General features: G+C 65.8%; 15 protein-coding genes. 7 read left to right on the top strand and 8 right to left on the bottom strand.

All coding sequences use genetic code 11. The features are described from left to right. Window positions 1-8: 8 nt before the first annotated feature. The 4 genes from HU752_RS21720 to HU752_RS21735 all read right to left on the bottom strand — a co-directional run bounded on the left by HU752_RS21720 (window position 9) and on the right by HU752_RS21735 (window position 5,121). Complete coding sequence (locus HU752_RS21720; protein ID WP_186675457.1) at window positions 9-1,361, bottom strand: c-type cytochrome; 1,353 nt, start codon at window positions 1,359-1,361, stop codon at window positions 9-11. 16 nt (window positions 1,362-1,377) lie between these two features. Then, window positions 1,378-3,624, bottom strand: coding sequence for a xanthine dehydrogenase family protein molybdopterin-binding subunit (locus HU752_RS21725; RefSeq protein ID WP_186675456.1), 2,247 nt, complete (start codon window positions 3,622-3,624; stop codon window positions 1,378-1,380). Next, on the bottom strand, window positions 3,624-4,082 hold the full coding sequence (locus tag HU752_RS21730; RefSeq protein WP_186675455.1) for a (2Fe-2S)-binding protein: 459 nt from the start codon (window positions 4,080-4,082) through the stop codon (window positions 3,624-3,626). The genes HU752_RS21725 and HU752_RS21730 overlap by 1 nt, the downstream gene beginning before the upstream one ends. 100 nt (window positions 4,083-4,182) lie before the next feature. Continuing rightward, window positions 4,183-5,121 carry an AraC family transcriptional regulator gene (locus tag HU752_RS21735; protein WP_186675454.1) on the bottom strand — a complete coding sequence of 313 codons (939 nt, stop codon included), beginning with the start codon at window positions 5,119-5,121 and terminating at the stop codon, window positions 4,183-4,185. A 253-nt stretch (window positions 5,122-5,374) separates the two neighbouring features. Here HU752_RS21735 and HU752_RS21740 point away from each other — a divergent pair, with 253 nt between their 5' ends. From HU752_RS21740 to HU752_RS21765, 6 genes are all read left to right on the top strand, one after another. Continuing rightward, complete coding sequence (locus HU752_RS21740; RefSeq protein ID WP_186675453.1) at window positions 5,375-6,565, top strand: MFS transporter; 1,191 nt, start codon at window positions 5,375-5,377, stop codon at window positions 6,563-6,565. A gap of 113 nt (window positions 6,566-6,678) precedes the next feature. Next, complete coding sequence (locus tag HU752_RS21745) at window positions 6,679-7,731, top strand: LacI family DNA-binding transcriptional regulator (RefSeq protein ID WP_186675452.1); 1,053 nt, start codon at window positions 6,679-6,681, stop codon at window positions 7,729-7,731. A 175-nt stretch (window positions 7,732-7,906) separates the two neighbouring features. Continuing rightward, entirely contained in the window at window positions 7,907-9,268 is a 1,362-nt protein-coding gene (locus HU752_RS21750) for an MFS transporter (RefSeq protein ID WP_186675451.1), read from the top strand. A 31-nt stretch (window positions 9,269-9,299) separates the two neighbouring features. Further along, entirely contained in the window at window positions 9,300-10,460 is a 1,161-nt protein-coding gene (locus tag HU752_RS21755; RefSeq protein ID WP_186675450.1) for an L-talarate/galactarate dehydratase, read from the top strand. Window positions 10,461-10,612: 152 nt separating this feature from the next. Beyond that, window positions 10,613-11,200 (top strand): hypothetical protein, encoded by a 588-nt coding sequence (locus HU752_RS21760; protein ID WP_186675448.1) that lies wholly within the window; start codon window positions 10,613-10,615, stop codon window positions 11,198-11,200. Window positions 11,201-11,371: 171 nt separating this feature from the next. Next, window positions 11,372-12,751: a hypothetical protein gene (locus HU752_RS21765; RefSeq protein WP_186675446.1), complete on the top strand. Its 1,380-nt coding sequence runs from the start codon at window positions 11,372-11,374 to the stop codon at window positions 12,749-12,751. Between the two features lie 11 nt (window positions 12,752-12,762). On the opposite strand, the gene HU752_RS21770 is transcribed toward HU752_RS21765, so the two are convergent. Both HU752_RS21770 and HU752_RS21775 read right to left on the bottom strand, forming a co-directional pair. Further along, window positions 12,763-13,380 (bottom strand): LysE family transporter, encoded by a 618-nt coding sequence (locus HU752_RS21770; RefSeq protein ID WP_186675444.1) that lies wholly within the window; start codon window positions 13,378-13,380, stop codon window positions 12,763-12,765. Window positions 13,381-13,518: 138 nt separating this feature from the next. Beyond that, on the bottom strand, window positions 13,519-15,063 hold the full coding sequence (locus HU752_RS21775; protein WP_186675442.1) for an EAL domain-containing protein: 1,545 nt from the start codon (window positions 15,061-15,063) through the stop codon (window positions 13,519-13,521). Between the two features lie 391 nt (window positions 15,064-15,454). Between HU752_RS21775 and HU752_RS21780 the strand changes: the two genes are divergently transcribed. Then, window positions 15,455-16,681 (top strand): aminotransferase class V-fold PLP-dependent enzyme, encoded by a 1,227-nt coding sequence (locus tag HU752_RS21780; RefSeq protein WP_186675440.1) that lies wholly within the window; start codon window positions 15,455-15,457, stop codon window positions 16,679-16,681. Between the two features lie 17 nt (window positions 16,682-16,698). Here the strand turns inward: HU752_RS21780 and HU752_RS21785 are convergent, their stop codons facing one another. Beyond that, a complete protein-coding gene (locus tag HU752_RS21785; protein ID WP_186675438.1) occupies window positions 16,699-17,199 on the bottom strand; it encodes an Lrp/AsnC family transcriptional regulator in 501 nt (166 codons plus the stop codon). A 46-nt stretch (window positions 17,200-17,245) separates the two neighbouring features. Beyond that, the gene (locus tag HU752_RS21790) at window positions 17,246-17,836 is read right to left on the bottom strand and encodes a TetR/AcrR family transcriptional regulator (RefSeq protein WP_186675436.1); all 591 of its coding nucleotides are present in this window, start codon (window positions 17,834-17,836) and stop codon (window positions 17,246-17,248) included. Window positions 17,837-17,848: the final 12 nt, after the last annotated feature.

Here is a 17,848-nt window from a genome sequence, read left to right on the forward strand (position 1 = left end):
GGCCTCCTTCAGCGCATCTGCAGGATGATCGGGCTGCTGCTGGCCGGGTCGGTGTGCCCGCGCAACTTGCCGACCGCCTCGGCCTGCACCGCGCTGGCCTGGTTGCCCCAGGTGCTGCGCACGAACGTCAGGACATCGGCGATCTGCTGGTCCGACAGTTGCTCGCGGAACGCCGGCATGCGGTAGGCGTCCGGCACGCCGGCGGCCACCACCCGTTGCGAACCGTTGAGCGTGATGTTGATCGCCGAAGCGCTCTCGGCCGCCAGCGCGGACGTCGCCCCGGCCAATGGCGGCATCGACTCGGGCTGGCCCTTGCCGTCCAGGCCGTGGCAGGACGCGCAGCGGGTCGCGTAGGTCTGGGCCCCCGGCTTCTGCGCGGACTGCGCCGCCGAAGTCGCCTGGTACTGCCAGGGCGCACCATCGCGCTGGCGGTCGCCGGGCAGCGACTTGAGGTAGCGGGCGATCGCCGCCAGGTCGTCATCGCTCATGAACTGCGTGGAATTGTTGAACGCCTCGGTCATCGAGCCGAAGACCACCGCGTGCTGGTTGCGACCGGTCTTGAGGAACTTGACGATCTCCTGCTCGTTCCAGCGCCCCAGGCCCGTGTTGTGATCGCCACGCAGGCTCGGCGCATACCAGCCATCGAGCAAGGCACCGGAAAGGAACGGCGCCCCGGATTCGTCCAGGGCCTTCTCGTTGAAGGCCAGCCCCCTTGGCGTGTGGCAGCTGCCGCAGTGACCCGGCCCCTGGACAATGTAGGCCCCCCGGTTCCACAGCGGGTCCTGCGTCGGCTTATCGGCATAGGCATCAGCGTCGGTGAACACCGCGTTCCACAGGGCAATCGGCCAACGCAGGTTCAGCGGCCAGGGAATCGTGCTCTCGGCATTGGCCTGCTGGACCGGCGCCACGCCTTTCATGAAGAACGCGTACAGCGCGCGCACGTCGTCATCGGTGAGTTTGGCGTAGGACGGATACGGCATCGCCGGGTACAGGCGCCGGCCACCGGGGGCGACGCCATGGCGTACGGCGCGGTCGAAGTCCGCCAGGCTGTAGCGGCCGATACCGGTGGTGGGGTCCGGGGTAACGTTGGTGGCATGGATCACCCCCAGTGGCGTGGCCATTTCCAGGCCACCGGCAAAGGGCGCACCGCCCGGCACACTGTGGCAGGCCACGCAATCGCTGAGCCGGGCGACATACTCGCCACGGCTGACCAGCGCCGGATCGATGTCGGCCACAGCCAGCGGCTGAAGCTCCAGGGACGAGACGGGCTCGCGGGTGACATACCAGGCCAGCAGGCCCGCCGCGACCAGGCACGGCACAGCCAGCCAGGCAGCGGTTCTTGCGAATCGACTGTTGTTCATGAAGGCTCCGCGCGGGTCAGGTGAAGGTGTAGCGGCTCAACGGCAGGCTGCGGATACGCTGCCCCGTCAACCTCGCCACCGCGTTGGCCACCGCCGGCGCCACCGCGGGCAGTGGCGGTTCGCCAATGCCGCCCATCTTTTCCCCGCTCTCGACCACCCGGACGTGCACCCTGGCCATGCGCGACGGCGGCAGGATCGGATACAGGTCGTAGTTGCGCGCCTTGGGCTTGCCCTCGAGCCATACCGCTTCCTCGACCAATGTCTGCGACAGGCCCAGCGCCACGGCGCCGTTGACCTGCGCTTCGACAATCGCCGGGTTGACGATGCTGCCCGGGTCGATCGCCTGCCAGATGTCGTGCACCCTGACCTGGCCGTTCTCGATCGAGACCTCGGCGATCACCGCCGTCTGGGTACCGAACGGCGAGGCCATGGCCACGCCACGGGCGCGCTTGCTGCCATCCTCAGCGGTGAAAGGACCACGCTTCCAGCCGCCGGACAACTCGCCCACCGCGTTGAGCAAGGTGGTCAGCCGCCGGTTGTCACGCAGCAGATGCAGGCGCAGTTCGAAGGGGTCCTTGCCGCCCTTGTCCGCCAGCTCGTCGAGGAACGCCTCGTAGAAGAAATCGTTGAGCGAGTTGCCCACCGAGCGCCAGTAGCCAAGCATCGCCGGGCCCTTGACGTAGATCTGCGCAATGCGCTTGTTGGCAATCGCATAGGACTTGCCCGCCAACCCTTCGACGGCAGTGGGATCGATCTTGTCGCCCTGCTGGCCGGCCAGGGCCTCGGTCGGCCCTTCGGTCGCGCTGATCGCCTCGATGGCGACAGGGAAGCCGTTGTCGTCCAGCGCGCCACGGAACCTGACTGCCGCCACGGGCCGCAGCACATCGCGCAGGAACTCTTCCTCGCGGCTCCAGATCAGCTTGACCGGACGCCCGACCGCCTTGGCCAGGGCAATCGCCTGCGGATAGGGGTTGGCCGAACCATAGAGGAAATGCCGGCCGAAGAAACCGCCCAGCAGCGGCGAATGCAGGGTGATGCGCGAGGCATCGAGCCCGGTCAGCTTGGCGATGTCGTTACGGAACATGTCCGGTGCCTGGTTGGGCAGCCAGACTTCGAGCGAACCATCGGCATTGAACCGCGCCAGGGCCGAGGGCGGCTCCAGCTGGGCGTGGTTGAGGTACTGGTTGTGGTAGCGGGCCTCGACCGTATTCTTGGCACCGGCCAGCACCTTGGCGACGTCACCTTCGTTCTCGGCATCCCGGGCCGGCCCCGACTCGGCGGCCAGGCGCTGCAGGTAGGCCTCGCTGGAAAAGTCCGCCGGCATGACCCGCAGCGCAGAACCGGCCGCCGCTTCCTGCCAGTCGACCTGGAGCGCCTCCACCGCACGCTTGGCGTGCCACCAGCGCTCGGCGACCACCGCCACCGCGCCCGGCAATTGATGCACAGAATGCACGCCCTTCATGGCCTTGACCTGCGCTTCGTTGCGCAGGCTGCCGACGGTCATGCCCAGGCGTGGCGCGTGCTGCACCGCCGCGTGGAGCATGTCGTCGACCTTCAGGTCGATGCTGTAGAGCGCACGCCCCGTGGACTTGTCGTAGGCATCGACGCGCTTGACCGGCTTGCCGATCCAGCGGAACTGGCTGGGGTCACGCAGCTTGACGCTGCTCGGATCCGGCACGGGCAGGTCCATGGCCTGCTCCGCCAGTTCGCCATAGGCGACCGAGCGACCGGAGGCGGCATGCACCACCTTGCCCGGTTCGGTCGACAGCTCGCTCAGCGGCACGCCGAGCTTCTGCGCACCGGCCTGCAACAGCATCGCCCGGGCCAGGGCGCCCAGGCGGCGCATGGTCGGGTAGCTCATGCGCACCGACATGCTGCCGCCGGTGATCCGCATACCGTTTTCCATGACCACATAGGCCTCGCCGGGCGGGGCGCTGTCGACCACGAAGGTGGCCGGGTCGGCGTCCAGTTCCTCACCAACGATCTGCGCCATGGCAGTGTAGGTGCCCTGCCCGCCTTCCATGAACGGGCACAGCAGGCGCACGGTGTTGTCCGGACGAATCTCCAGGAACGCCGGCACCTGGGTCCCGCGCTCGACCGTCGCCGCAGCGGCCTGCACCCGTGCCGAGCCCATGGGCAGGCCGAAGCCGAGCACCAGGGAGCCGACCGCCGTGCCAATCAGGAAGCGCCGCCGGGACAGGTTGACCGGGTCGGCCGACAGTTGCGCCAGGATCTGTTCAGCACCCTCGATACGACTGTTCATCAGGCTTCTCCCTTCTGCGCGGCCAGCTCGTGCACGGCGGCGTGGATGGCGTTGTAGGTACCGCAGCGGCACAGGTTGACCATCGCCGCCTCGATCTGCGCGTCACTGGGTTTGGGGGTGTGCTTGAGCAGCGCGGTGGCGGCCATGACCTGCCCCGACTGACAGTAGCCGCACTGGGCGACCTGGTGCTCGACCCAGGCGGCGACCACGCGCTTGCCCACGTCGTCGGCCTCGATCGCCTCGATGGTGGTCACCTCGCGGCCGACCACGCCGGCCACCGGCGTGACACAGGCGCGGACCACGTTGCCGTCCACCAGCACCGAACAGGCGCCGCACTGGGCCAGGCCACAGCCGTACTTGGTACCGGTCATGCCCAGGTCATCGCGGATCACCCACAGCAGGGGCGTGTCGGCGTCGGCATCGACCTGATAGGTCTTCTGGTTGATTCGTAGTTCCATGGCTCACCCGCTCATCATCGGTTGATGTTTCTTCGTTATAGGCGGTGACGCGCCGAAAAACGCGTCACCGGTCGGAACGCCCGGCCTGGAGCCGGGTCGTTCAGTAGGCCTGGGCCGCCTCGCCCGAAGGCATGGTTTCAGGCACCTGGCCACGCAATAGCGCAATGTCGTGCCGGGGTGCGGCACCGAACAGCCGGCCGTATTCACGGCTGAACTGCGACGGACTCTCATAGCCGACCGCAAACGCCGCCCGCGACACATCCAGCCGCTCGTTGAGCATCAGCCGCCGAGCCTCGTTGAGGCGCAGCCACTTCTGGTACTGCAACGGGCTCATGGCCGTGAGCTGGCGAAAATGGTGATGAAAGGTCGGCGCGCTCATCTGCACCCGGGCCGCCAGTTCATCGATACGCAGCGGCGTGCTGAAGTTCAACTTGAGCCAGTCGATCGCCTTGGCGATCCGGTAGCCCTGGCCATCGACCGCAGTGATCTGGCGCAACCGCGCAGACTGGTCGCTGTGCAATAGACGATAGTGGATTTCGCGCAGGACCAGCGGCGCCAGCACCGGGATCGCCTCCGGCTCATCGAGCAGCGCCAGCAGGCGCCCGACGGCCGTTTCCAGCGGCTCGGTCATGCTACCGATACCGGCGCCCTTGCCCTGCATGCGGTCACGGGCCGGCGGCAGGCCGACCTTGGCAATCAGCTCGGCGAGGATCGAGACGTCGAGCTTGAGCACCAGTCCGATACAAGGCTGCTCGGCACTGGCTATCACCACTTCGGAGTTGGCCGGCAGGTCCAGCGAGGTGACCAGAAAGCGCGAGGGGTCATAGGGATAGCCCTCGCCGCCGATCCACAGGCTTTTCTCCCCGCGCGCGACCAGGATCAGGCTCGGCTCGACCATGCACACCGAGGGCGGCGTCACCTGGTCGCGACGAAACAGGGCGAGGCCGGGGATGGCGGTCGCACAATCGCCCGGCTCGCCAACATGTCGATCGATGACAGCGGCCAGGGGCGAGGGGGATTGGATCTGGGATGGATTCATGGTCACGGGCTCCTTGTCCCAGACTCTAGCCCGCGCGCGAGGGCTTTCCTATCCATGGCCCTGCAACTCCAGAGGATTAGGCAAGTATTCCATTGGATTGAGCTACGACGGCGAGGTGTCGGCCCAGAAAATGGGCGGCCCTCAGACAGGAGAGCCCTATGCAAGCCGTTGCCCATGGAGCCCGTTCGGGTGCCAGCCGCCCTACTCCCCCCTCTCTTCGCCCCTCCGCCAACCCCACGATGCAGGCAACACGATGACCTCCGGATCGACAGACAAGAGCCGTTGGAGCGCAGTGCTGGCGATGTCCCTGGCCGCCTTCGCCCTGGTCGCCTCCGAATTCATGCCGGTCAGCCTACTGACGCCCATCGCCAGCGACCTGCACATCAGCGAAGGCCAGGCAGGCCAGGGGATTTCCGTGTCCGGCGCGTTCGCCCTGGTCACCAGCCTGGTGATCGCGGCGATTGCCGCACGGGTGGAACGCAAGCGCCTGTTGCTGGGCTTGACCGTGCTGATGATCCTTTCCGGCAGCGTCGTGGCCTTCGCCCCGGGCTACCCTTCGTTCATGCTCGGCCGCGCACTGATCGGCGTCGCGATCGGTGGCTTCTGGTCGCTGTCCGCCGCGACCGCGATGCGCCTGGTGGCACCCGCCCAGGTGCCGCGGGCGCTGGCGATCGTCAACGGCGGCAACGCCCTGGCGACGGTGATTGCAGCGCCACTGGGCAGTTTCCTCGGTTCGCTGATCGGTTGGCGCGGGGCGTTTTTCTGCGTGGTGCCGGTGGCCGCCCTCGCCGCGCTGTGGCTGCTGCTGAGCCTGCCCTCGTTGCCGGCCGAACGGCGTAGCCAGCGTGGCAGCGCACTGAGCCTGATGAAACAGGCGCCGATCGCGCTGGGCATGGTGGCGGTGAGCGTGTTCTTCATGGGCCAGTTCATGCTGTTCACCTACCTGCGGCCATTCCTGGAGGCGGTCACTCACGTTGATGCCACCCTGCTCTCGCTGATGCTGCTGGGCCTGGGCGCGGCCGGTTTCATCGGGACCTTCCTGATCGAGCGCTTCATCGGCCGGGACCTGTACCGTACGCTGGCCGTGATTCCCCTGCTGATGGCGCTGATCGCCGTGGCGCTGGTGCAGTTCGGCGCCTCGCCCAGCCTGACGGCCCTGCTGCTGGGGCTCTGGGGACTGGTCGCGACCGCCGCACCGGTGGGTTGGTGGACCTGGCTCGCGCGAACGTTGCCCCACGATGCCGAAGCCGGTGGCGGCTTGCTGGTGGCGATCGTGCAGCTGGCGATCAGCGCTGGCGCGATCATCGGCGGCCTGGCCTTCGACCTGAGCGGCTACCGGGCGACCTTCGAACTCAGCGCGCTGGTCCTGTTGCTCGCCGCCGTCCTCGCCTGGCTCGCCGGGCGCGCGGCACGCCCGGCCCTGGCGGCGAACGCCACGGCGTAAGGCCCTGCCGAACCGGCCATGCCACGATTGCGCCGTGCGCTGGGCCCGGCGCTTTGGTAGATTCGCGCCAGCAGCGGCAACAGCCGCTGATCAAACCTGTACGCGGAACCGGCATGGCGAAAAAATCTGGCGAGTCTTCCTCCACCCCACAGCCCGGCACGGCACCCAGGCCCCCCAGCCCGACCCTGATCGATGTCGCCAAGGTTGCTGGCGTCTCGCCGATCACGGTGTCGCGCGCCCTGCACCGCCCCGAGGTGGTCAGCAAGGCTGCGCGCGAGAAGGTGCTGGCGGCTGTCCGTGAGGTCGGCTACGTGTCGAACATGCTCGCCGGCAGTCTGGCGAGCAACCGCAGCCGGCTGGTGGCGATTCTGCTGCCGACCATCGCCAACTCGATCTTCGCCGACACCGTCCAGGCGCTGATGGACCGCCTGACCGCCGCTGGCTACCAGACCCTGCTGGGCCTGACCGGCTACTCGGCCGACCAGGAGGAAAAACTCATCGAGGCCCTGCTCGGACGGCGCCCCGACGGTATCGTGCTGACCGGTACCCTGCACACCGAAGCCAGCCGCCAGCGCCTGGCGCAGTCGGGCATCCCGGTGGTCGAGTCGTGGGACCTCAGCGATGACCCGCTGGACATGCTGGTGGGCTTTTCCCATGAAGCGGTGGGTGAAGCGATTGCCCGCCACCTGCTGGGCAAGGGCTACCAGCACTTTGCCGTGGTCGGCATCGGCGACCCACGCGGTATTCGCCGCTGCGACAGCCTGCTGGCGGAACTGGCCCGGCACGGCCACCAGGACGTCCCGACCCGGCTGCTGACCCCGCCCGCCACCCTGGAAGTCGGCCGCACCGGCCTGTGCCAACTGCTCGACGAAGGGCACCAGCCGGACGTGGTGGTCTGCAGCTCCGACACCATCGCCCAGGGCGTGCTGGCCGAAGCCGCCAGCCGTGGCTTGCGCGTGCCCACCGATCTGGCGGTCATGGGCTTCGGCGACCTGAGCAGCGCCGCCCAGGTCCACCCACCCCTGTCGACCGTGCGCGTGGACGGTACGCGCATCGGCGAGCAGATCGCCAAGGCCCTGCTCGAGCGCTTCAACTACCCCGCCGGCAGCGCCGATCCGGTGCGCATCGACACCGGTTTCAGCCTCATCGACCGCCAGAGCACCTGAGGATTTTCCCGGCAGGCGACGAATGAGCGCTTGAATGATTGCGCAATCATTGTAAGATCGGACGCACAGCCAACCGCCCCGGTTGGCGGCTGGCTGTTTTTTTCGAGCCAAAATGATTGCGCAATCATTCAAGCATCGAGGCTCGGTACCGAACATCACGACAAGGAAAACAACAGTGATCAGTCCAACCTCCGAGGTGGCCAGGACCCGCGTCCGCTACCTGATCCTGGCGATGATTTTCATCGTCACCGTGTTCAACTATGTCGACCGGGCCACCCTGTCGATCGCCGCCCCGATCCTGCGCACCGACCTGGGTTTCGATGCGGTGACCATGGGCATCGCCTTCTCCGCGTTCGGCTGGGCCTACACCGGCATGCAACTGCCGGGCGGGGTGATCCTCGACCGCTTCGGCTCGCGCCTGGTGCTGGGCCTGAGCCTGGTCATCTGGTCGACCTTCACCTTCCTGCAGGGCTTCGTCGACCTGTTCAGCTCGGCGTTCCTGGCACTGTTCGTGCTGCGCTTCCTGATGGGCGTGGCCGAATCGCCGGCGTTCCCGGCCAACAACCGCCTGACCGTGATGTGGTTTCCGCGTCATGAACGGGGCCTGGCCACGGCGATCTTCCAGTCGGCGCAGTACTTCGCCCTGGCGGCGTTCACCCCGCTGATGGTGCTGCTGCTCAACAGCTTCGGCTGGCAGCACGTGTTCTTCTGGACCGGTGGCGCCGGCATCCTGATCGGCCTGCTGTGGTTCCGCTGGGTGCATGAACCGCGGCGCGACAAGCGGGTCAACCAGGCCGAACTGGACTACATCGAGTCCGGCGGCGGCCTGCCCGACATGGGCGAGATCAAGACCCCGTTCAGCTGGGCCTCGCTGCGCAGCATCGGCGGCAACCGGATGATGAGCGGCATCTACCTGGGCCAGTTCTGCCTGACCTCGATCACCTGGTTCTTCCTCACCTGGTTCCCCACCTACCTGATCGAAGCCAAGGGCATGACCCTACTCAAGGTCGGCCTGGTCGCGGCGATTCCGCCGGTGGCCGGCTGCCTGGGCGGGATGATCGGCGGCGTGTGGTCGGACTGGATGCTCAAGAAGGGCTTCAGCCTCACCGCGGCCCGCAAGACCCCGATCATCTGCGGCCTGCTGGCGTCGAGCAGCATCGTCATCGCCAACTACACCCAATCGACCGCGCTGGTGATCCTGGTCATGTCGATCGCCTTCTTCGCCAAGGGCGTCGGCAACCTCGGCTGGTGCATCGTCGGCGACGTGTCGCCCAAGCACGCCATGGGCATCAGCGGCGCGATGTTCAACTTCTGCGGCAACATCGCCAGCATCGTCACGCCGATCGCCATCGGCCTGCTGGTCAAGCAGGCCTCGTTCGACGCAGCCATGGTCTATGTCGCGGCCATGGGCCTGCTCGGCGCCTTTGCCTACCTGGTCATCGTCGGGCCGCTCAAGCGCCTGGACGTCGATGACCGGACACAACCGCCCGCCTCCCCCGAAACCGCCCCGTCCGCGACCTCCCATCCGGTTCGCTGATCCGTACCCTCTCTATCAGAAGGAAAGCCACATGCACGCTCCAGAACAACAACGCTCCAGCGCCGACAACGACCGCATTGCCTACGTCAAGGTGTCCTCGGTATTCCTGCCGCTGGCCAACCCGATCAGTGACGCCAAGGTGCTGACCGGCCGGCAGAAGCCGATGACCGAGATCGCCATCCTGTTCGCCGAGATCGAGACCGAGGACGGTCACAAGGGTCTGGGTTTCAGCTACTCCAAGCGCGCCGGCGGCCCCGGCCAGTTCGCCCACGCCAGGGAAATCGCCCCGGCGCTGCTCGGGGAAAACCCCAGCGACATCGCCAAGCTGTGGACCAAGCTGTGCTGGGCCGGGGCCTCGGTCGGCCGCAGCGGCCTGTCGACCCAGGCGATCGGCGCCTTTGACGTCGCCCTCTGGGACCTCAAGGCCAAGCGTGCCAACCTGTCCCTGGCCCGCCTGCTCGGCGCCCAGCGCGATTCGGTGCGCTGCTACAACACTTCGGGCGGTTTCCTGCACACACCGCTCGACCAGTTGCTGAAGAACACCGACCTGTCCCGCGAAAAAGGCATTGGCGGGATCAAGCTCAAGGTCGGCCAGCCCGATTGCGCGATCGACCTGCAGCGGGTCAGCACCGTGCGTAAACACCTTGGAGACAGCTTCCCGCTGATGGTCGACGCCAACCAGCAATGGGACCGTCCGACCGCCCAGCGCATGTGCCGGCGCTTCGAGGAGTTCAACCTGGTGTGGATCGAGGAGCCTCTGGACTGCTACGACGCCGAGGGCCACGCGGACCTGGCCCGGCAGTTCGACACGCCGATCGCCACTGGCGAGATGCTCACCAGCGTCGCCGAGCACGCCGAATTCATCCGCCTGCGCGGTGCCGACTACCTGATGCCGGATGCGCCACGGGTCGGCGGCATCACCCCGTACCTGAAGGTGGCGGCCATGGCCGAGCAGGCCGGCGTGATGATCGCCCCGCACTTCGCCATGGAACTGCACGTGCACCTGGCGGCCACCTACCCGACCGAGCCGTGGGTCGAACACTTCGAATGGCTGGAACCGCTGTTCAACGAACGCCTGGAAACCCGCGACGGCCGCATGCTGGTGCCCACACGGCCGGGCCTGGGGCTGTCGTTGAGCGAACAGGTCCAGGCCTGGACCGCGCAGGTCGCCGACTTCGGCAAGCGGCCTTGAGCTGAGCCTGGCCGTCAAAGTTAAAACGCAGTGGGATGCGCGCACCTGCGGCATCCCGCCTGCCATTGTTTGCCACCCGTGATCCGCTCTTGCGGGAATGCCCGGGATCTTTTGTGGTCTGTTCTGGCATCCCCGTTCAAGGACGACCCGACATGCGCCTATCTCGCACACCTTGGCTGTTCGCCGTGCCCCTGCTCGGAGGCTGCCAGTTCCTGCCCCATCACGAATTTTTCAAGGCACCGGAGAACGAGCCGAACCCGGCCTGGGTACGGATCGTCAACTACACCCAGCACTCGGAGCTCTTCCAGTTCGAGAACGGCGTGCGCACCGGTGGCCTGATCCGCCGCAACGAGTTCGTACTGGTCCACACCCAGGACAAGGGCATGCCCAAGGCCGGCCAGGACCTGACGTTCAATTACTACGAGACACAGGTACGGCCGGACCTGGAAACTCACGTGGACATGTCCTACATCGGCGATCGCACCGACTCCTGCACCGTCTCGGCGCGGTTCACGCCCAAGGCCGGGCGTTACTACCAGTTCCTGATGGAATCGGGCTACGGCGTCGGCAAATGCACCCTGTATCCCACCCTGATCGAGAGAGACGAGAACGGCCCGGGCTGGCACCTGAGCCCCAACCCCGACGTCACCTATGGCAAGGGCAGCAACGAGAGCCAGACCTCGTATTTCATGGAGCTCTACAGGGACCCCAACTACCAGGGCTTCAACCCTGGGCGCTGATCCCGGCGCCCTGCCTTTCCCCACAGCACAAGGCCCTACAGTCCTCCAGTCCGAGTCGGAGCTGTCCGATAGCTGGCACCACCCTGCATCACTACTCTAGCGATCAACAGGCTGACACCTCCATGCAGGTGATCCGGCCTGTTCTTCAGATCAATTCATGCAGGCAATCATGTGAATGTAGGAAGCATCATCGCGTCGGCCCCCTGGCTGATGCAGCGCAGTGAACAGGAGATCCGCCAGACACCCTCGGCACGCGATCCGGGGCCGGTGGAAACCGAACGGCAGCAGGCACCCGCCAGATCGGCAGAGCCTGGAGGATTTCGGGCACAACTTACGACACCGGCACTCGCCAGCCTGGCCTCGGCGCAGCTACGGGAGCAGAAGATCGAAGCCCTCATCGAGCCGCTGAAACAGGCCAACGCGGTATTCACCCGGTTGCCACGCCCCAGCCCGCTGCAGGACGCGCAGCAAGCCTTTGAAAAGCGCTTCCCGGGCGAACCCAGGCCAGTGGACCTGAACCGACTTCACCTGAGGGTTTGCCAGTTGGGCGAGCCGCCACAAGTCGTGGCCTCGCCCTGCGTGGCCGAGCTGATCGCGGCGCATTACGGCGGCCACGACATCCACGACCTGCACGCACGTTATCCGCTCGTGACCGGCCCGCTGTACTATGAACCAGGCAACACCTGCCAGCGTGCCGCCGATGCGGACAGCGATCACGACAGCCCATGGGTACCGGGGTTCATCAGCACGCAGGATGTGCTCCAGTTCATCAGCCAATTGCCCACGAACCAGCCCAGGAACCTTGCCGCGCGGCAGACTCGGGACTTTCTCAGCCGGGGTGAGGATGGCTGGCAGGCGCGCCAGAGGCTGGGAAACATCCGCAAGGATCAGATCGCACTCGAGGCTCGACTGCAGGATAACGACAGGATCCTCGGCAAGGCGGGCCAGGCATTGGTCGGCGCGGTCGTCAGCCATCCCTGCGCTACCGAGCTGGCACGGGCCTACCCCAACGAGCAGGCACGCCCGAAGCTCTACAGCCTGGCAGTGCTTGTCGACGATGGCCCGAACCGCCACCCGCCCCTGACGCTGCAAGGCCCCTTCGTCATGGTGCAGCCCAACGGCGAAGACGGGGCGGAGCTGCTGGTGCTTTATCTACCGAAGTTGGGCCTGAAGCAGTTCAACTCCAGGGAGGCACTGCGAGCTTCCATCGCCGCCTCGCCGGCGCTCGGGCACTACCTGCCCGAAGGGATCCAGGCTCGCCTGCCGGAGACGACCCGCCCTGTGCTCGACACCTTAGAACCGATACCGCCCGACATCAGTGTTTTCGAACACAGCATCCAGCAGCAGATCGACAAGCAGGAACGCGACACCCGCTACCGTCTGGAGCAGGCTGGCAAACGGGGAGTGGACCTGACCGAGTTCGACTGGATCGCCCACCATTCGGCGCGCGATTTCCGCCGCTCGTTCGAACCGCCGCGATTGCTGACCCACCCGCCTACCCTGCGCCCGCTCGCCGCCGGCACCGCGCTGGCGATACCGCTCAGGGCCTGAACAGGATCAAGCTAGCGCATCGCCGCCAGCTTGATGCCAAAGCCCAGCAGTGCCACCCCGGCCAGGCGCTCCAGCAGGTTGCTGACACGCGGATTGGCGCGCATGCGCTCGGCCAGCAGTTGTGTCAGCACCACGGCGATCAGGCCGTAGAGAAAGGTCACCACCGCCACGGTGGCGGCCAGGAAGCCGAAGGTCAGCAGCCCCTGGTGCCTGACCGGGTCGACGAACAGCGGGAAGAACGCCATGTAGAACATGATCGCCTTGGGGTTGAACAAGGTGATCATCATGGTCTGGCGCAGGTAGTGGCCGTTATCCATCCGGCTCTGGCGCGGCGCCCCGCCCGGCTTGCTCATCACCATCCGCAACCCCAGGTAGGCCAGGTAGGCCGCCCCCACCCACTGCACCAGGTGAAAGGCCGCCGGGTAGGCGGTAAGCAGGGTCGCCACGCCGGCCACCGCCAGCCACAACAGCACCTGGTCACCGAGGATCACCCCGCACGTGGCCGCCAGCCCGGCCCGGATCCCGCCCTTGCCGGTGGCGGTGATCAGGGCGAAGTTACCGGGCCCGGGAATGGCCAGGACGATGATGAATGCGATCACGAATGCGCCATAGTCGGTTACGCCGAGCATCGGGATAGGCTCCTGTGTGGGAATGAAGCAGCGACGGTTACTGAAATCACCGCCCTGGGCGGCCATTAACCCGGGAGCTGAAGCCCGTTGCACTTGGACGCAGGGGCATGATGCACCGTAATCCGCGTATTTTCATACTTATTGGTTCTCGGCCGGTCGGATCAGGTCGGGCCTTGCCAACAACGCCTGAACCGGCAACGCCTTGCTGAACAACCAGCCCTGGGCAAAGGCCTGGGGGCAGAAGCTCAGCACCGCCTGGCGTTGCTGCTCGGTTTCGACACCCTCGAAAATCACCTGGGCCTGCATGGCCCCGGCGATCTCGTTGACCTTGATCAGGGCGAACGCCGCTGGCGAGCAATCGCCCACTGCCTTGGTGAAGGAGCGGTCGATCTTGATCTTGTCGACCCGCAGGTTCGCCAGGTAGGACAGGCTCGAATAGCCGGCACCAAAGTCGTCGACGAAGACCTTGCCGCCCAGGGCGCGGAATTCGTCGATTCGCTGCGCGACCATCTTCATGTTCGCCGTGGAGCTTTCCAGCAACTCGATCGCCAGTTGTTCGAGCCTGACATTCGCCCGCGCCGCCTCAAGCTTGATGAACTCGAAAGTCCTCGGGTCCAGGGCATCCTTGGCCGCCAGGTTGATGCTGGCATAGAGACCGGGATTGGCCCGCAACAGCGCCGAAAGCTCGGCAAGGGATTTGCGAAAAACGATCTTGTTGAGCTCGAAGGCCAGCCCCAGTTCCTCGGCCCGCTCGAAAAACACATCCGGCGCCACCCAGCCATGCTCACTGTCGTTCCAGCGCGACAGCACTTCCACGCCGCAGATCCGCCCATCCTGCGCGCGAACGATCGGCTGGTAGACCAGTTCGATACGCGAGTGCCTGATTGCCGCCTTCAGGCGCACGGGCAAGGATCGCGCGTTGGCCACCAACTGGTTGATCACATAGCCGGCCAGCACGCCGAAGACCGCCCCCAGCGACATGACGAAGCCGAGCAGCCCGGCGTGCTCCCAGGAAAAGATATTGCTCTGTACCTGGGCGCTCACGCAGATGTTGAAGCGGTCCGAGCAGAACCTCGCCGCCCTGCCCTCCAGGTAGCTCAGGCGACCCGGCTTGCCGAAGGCATGCATCAGCAACTGGCCGTCGACCGAGGTCACGGTCGCACTCAGTTCTTCAGGTGGGGACTCGAAAGGAGAAAACGCCCCGGGCGAGGTCACCACGAACGCCGTGTCGCGGGAAGTGATGTCGACCCTGTCGGGGGTACCCGAGCCCTCGACGACGGCACGCCACAGCAGCGACCGGGTTTTGCCCCGGGTAGGCTCGCCCTCGATCGAATACCTTTTCGCACGCCCCCACAGCGCGGAGCATTGGATGTCGCGCCCGACCAGACGGCCGGCGTCCTTGACGAAGCGAAACTCGAAGGCCACTTTCTTCAGGGCGGCCTCGTCGTCCGTGTCGCACAACACCCGCTGATCCTGGTCGATCGCCTCCAGCGCCGCGACGACATTGCCGGCGACCATTTCCGAGTGATGCAGGATCACCCGGGCATAGGCACTCACGCGACTTTCGGAGGCCGCCAGCCACAGCACCTGCGACAGCCAGACCGAAAGGCCCACGCCCAACACCATGCAGGCTGCCAGGCGCAGCCGCATCCATACCCTACGCTGATCACTGCGTTCCAACATTCCCTACCCCGTGGCGAATCGCACTGATGCCGACAGCCTTGATTCATGGCCGTCGCTTGAGGCAAAGCCTGTGCAGAACGTAATAGTTTCCTGAGCCGGGTCCCGCAACCCGGCGGGTTTCCAATGAAATCCAGCTTACTTCAGCCAACACTGCCGTGCCATCGAACCTGCCAATCCGGCCGATAGCGGCTGGGCCAGGCACTTTCCTCGCCCGCAAGCATCTCATGCACCCGGGAAAACAAACACGACTCAAATCAAGCATCCTGACAATCAAATATGCAGGATTCCTGCACAGGGCCCGTTCCTCTCCTCACTTTTGCCGACTTCATGCAGGCATCAGCCTTTAGGCTATGACCTGTCGAATCCCTCGTGCACAACAGGAGTCTTGCCGATGCCCGCCCTGGATCTCTCGTTCATCCGCCGCCAGTTCCCGGCCTTTTCCGAACCCTCGCTGCAAGGCCAGGCGTTCTTCGACAACGCCGGCGGCTCCTACGCCTGCCAGGCCGTGATCGACCACCTCGCAGACTTCTACCGCCGCCACAAGATGCAGCCCTACGGTGCCCATCCGGCCTCGCGCCAGGGCGGGGAACAGATGGACCGTTCGCTCGTCGAGCTGGCCGCCTACCTGGGGGTGTCGCCGGAAGAGGTGCACCTGGGCCCTTCCACCTCGCAGAATACCCATGTACTGGCCGAAGCCTTTGCCAACCGGCTCGAGGCGGGAGACGAAATCATCGTCACCAACCAGGACCATGAGGCCAACAGCGGCGTCTGGCGCCGCCTGGCCAAGCGCGGCCTGGTCATCCGGGAATGGCAGGTCGACGTCACGACCGGTTCCCTCGATCCGCAGACGCTGCAAAAACTGCTGGGCCCACGCACCCGGGTGGTCGCCTTCACGCACTGCTCGAACATCCTGGGTGAGATCAACCCGGTTCGGGAAATCTGCGAGATCGTGCACGCAGCCGGCGCCAAGGCGGTGGTCGATGGGGTTTCCTATGCCGGCCATGGTTTTCCGGACGTCAACGCACTCGGCGCCGACATCTACCTCTTCTCGCTGTACAAGACCTTCGGCCCGCACCTGGGGGCCATGGTCATTCGCCGTCCGCTGATGGACTGGCTCGGCAACCAGGCGCACTACTTCAACGAAGCCTACCGGGCGAAATGGTTCGTTCCCGCCGGCCCCGACCATGCCCAGGTCGCCGCCGCCAGCGGGGTCACCGCCTACTTCGACCAGGTGCATGCCCATCACTTCCCCACTGCCGATCGCCACGAGCGCGCGGCCAACGTGCGCCGGTTGTTCAGGGACGCCGAGGCGGCCCTGCTGGCCCCATTGCTGGACTTCTGTACCGGGGATTCGCGCGTGCGCCTGCTTGGCCCGGGCGATACGCGGAACAAGGCCGCCACCGTCTCGCTGCAAACCCTGAAAACCCACCCGCGCGAAATTGCCACGCGGCTGGCGCAGCAAGGCATCATCGCCGGTGCCGGGCACTTCTACGCGGTTCGCCTGCTGGAGGCGCTGGGACTCGATCCGGACGAAGGCGTCCTGCGCCTCTCCTTCGTGCACTACACCGCGCCTGAAGAGATACAGCAATTGATAAGGGCGCTGGACGCGTCGCTCTGACGACCCGCCCCGGTCTCTCAGGCCTGGGCGCTGTCCACCACGGCGGCCGGGCCGGCCATGCTGGTCAGCCCGCCCACCAGGTCGTCCAGGCAGAGGAAGGATTGCGTGCTGCTGATGTCCGGGTGGTTGTTCAGCTCATCGATGAGGATCTTCGAGAAGTCCGCCATCCGTGGAGCCACCACGCGGATCATGAAATCCACGTCGCCGGTGACCCCGGTAGCCAGGCGCACCCACGGGCGGTTCTTCAGCAGCAGGGCCACCCGCTCCCTGGCGCCGGGGCTGTTGCGCTGCAATTTGACGATCACCCAGGCATTGATGTCATTGCCGAGCTTGTTTTCATCGATGACCGCCGAATAGCCGAGGATCACCCCCTCCGCTTCCAGCCTTTTCACCCGGCGCAGGCATTGGGACGGTGAAAGGCCCACTTTCAGGGACAACTCCTGGTGGGAGATCCGGCCGTTCTTGCGCAGGACGCCGAGAATCTTCGTGTCCATTCGATCCAGCTTCAGGTCATTCATGTTCGCGCCCGCCTCAAGGTCCCGGGCCTAGCCTGCCATGAAATGCCTACAACCGCCCGGCAAACACGCCATACAGGCCGCGAAAGGCCTCCAGGCGCCGGAAATAACCCTCGTCGTTGCCGTAGATCAACTCGACGTGGAGGCTGTCGATCACCGCCATGTAGGCCTCGACCAGCCAGTGGCGCATATCCGCCGGGACCCGTGGGTGGGCCTGCACGAAGACCTCTTCGAAGCGCCCGCGCAGGAACGCCAGGTAATCATTGAAGCCTCCCATCACGGCGTCCCTGAGCGAGTGCGGCGGATAGAACGCCGCCCGCAACAGGAATCGCAGGGAGTCATTCGCCGTGTACCGGTCCCGCAACTGGAACCAGTAGCCTTCGCCCAATGCTCCTGCCGTCCCCTCGCCCGCTGCGAACTGGGCCCGCACATGCTCGGCCTCGGCCGCCAGTGCCAGTTCCAGTGCGGCCCGGTACAGCTCATCCTTGCTGGTGAAGTGGGCATAGAGCGAAGCTTTCTTGAGCCCGGCCAGTACCGCGATGTCGTTCATGGACGCCGCGTCATAACCCTGCTCGGCAAAATGACTGAGAGCCAGTTGCGCGATGCGCCGCGCGGCCGGGCTCAGATCGTTAGAAGCCATACACTCCTCCAT

Origin of the sequence: Pseudomonas vanderleydeniana (genome assembly GCF_014268755.2) — a bacterium.
In the GTDB taxonomy this organism is placed as follows: Bacteria; Pseudomonadota; Gammaproteobacteria; order Pseudomonadales; family Pseudomonadaceae; genus Aquipseudomonas; species Aquipseudomonas vanderleydeniana.

Coding starts and splice junctions, on each gene's coding strand:
- HU752_RS21720 (WP_186675457.1), bottom strand. CDS start 1,361: ATGAACAACAGTCGATTCGCAAGAACCGCTGCCTGGCTGGCTGTGCCG.
- HU752_RS21725 (WP_186675456.1), bottom strand. CDS start 3,624: ATGAACAGTCGTATCGAGGGTGCTGAACAGATCCTGGCGCAACTGTCG.
- HU752_RS21730 (WP_186675455.1), bottom strand. CDS start 4,082: ATGGAACTACGAATCAACCAGAAGACCTATCAGGTCGATGCCGACGCC.
- HU752_RS21735 (WP_186675454.1), bottom strand. CDS start 5,121: ATGAATCCATCCCAGATCCAATCCCCCTCGCCCCTGGCCGCTGTCATC.
- HU752_RS21740 (WP_186675453.1), top strand. CDS start 5,375: ATGACCTCCGGATCGACAGACAAGAGCCGTTGGAGCGCAGTGCTGGCG.
- HU752_RS21745 (WP_186675452.1), top strand. CDS start 6,679: ATGGCGAAAAAATCTGGCGAGTCTTCCTCCACCCCACAGCCCGGCACG.
- HU752_RS21755 (WP_186675450.1), top strand. CDS start 9,300: ATGCACGCTCCAGAACAACAACGCTCCAGCGCCGACAACGACCGCATT.
- HU752_RS21760 (WP_186675448.1), top strand. CDS start 10,613: ATGCGCCTATCTCGCACACCTTGGCTGTTCGCCGTGCCCCTGCTCGGA.
- HU752_RS21770 (WP_186675444.1), bottom strand. CDS start 13,380: ATGCTCGGCGTAACCGACTATGGCGCATTCGTGATCGCATTCATCATC.
- HU752_RS21775 (WP_186675442.1), bottom strand. CDS start 15,063: ATGTTGGAACGCAGTGATCAGCGTAGGGTATGGATGCGGCTGCGCCTG.
- HU752_RS21780 (WP_186675440.1), top strand. CDS start 15,455: ATGCCCGCCCTGGATCTCTCGTTCATCCGCCGCCAGTTCCCGGCCTTT.
- HU752_RS21785 (WP_186675438.1), bottom strand. CDS start 17,199: ATGAATGACCTGAAGCTGGATCGAATGGACACGAAGATTCTCGGCGTC.
- HU752_RS21790 (WP_186675436.1), bottom strand. CDS start 17,836: ATGGCTTCTAACGATCTGAGCCCGGCCGCGCGGCGCATCGCGCAACTG.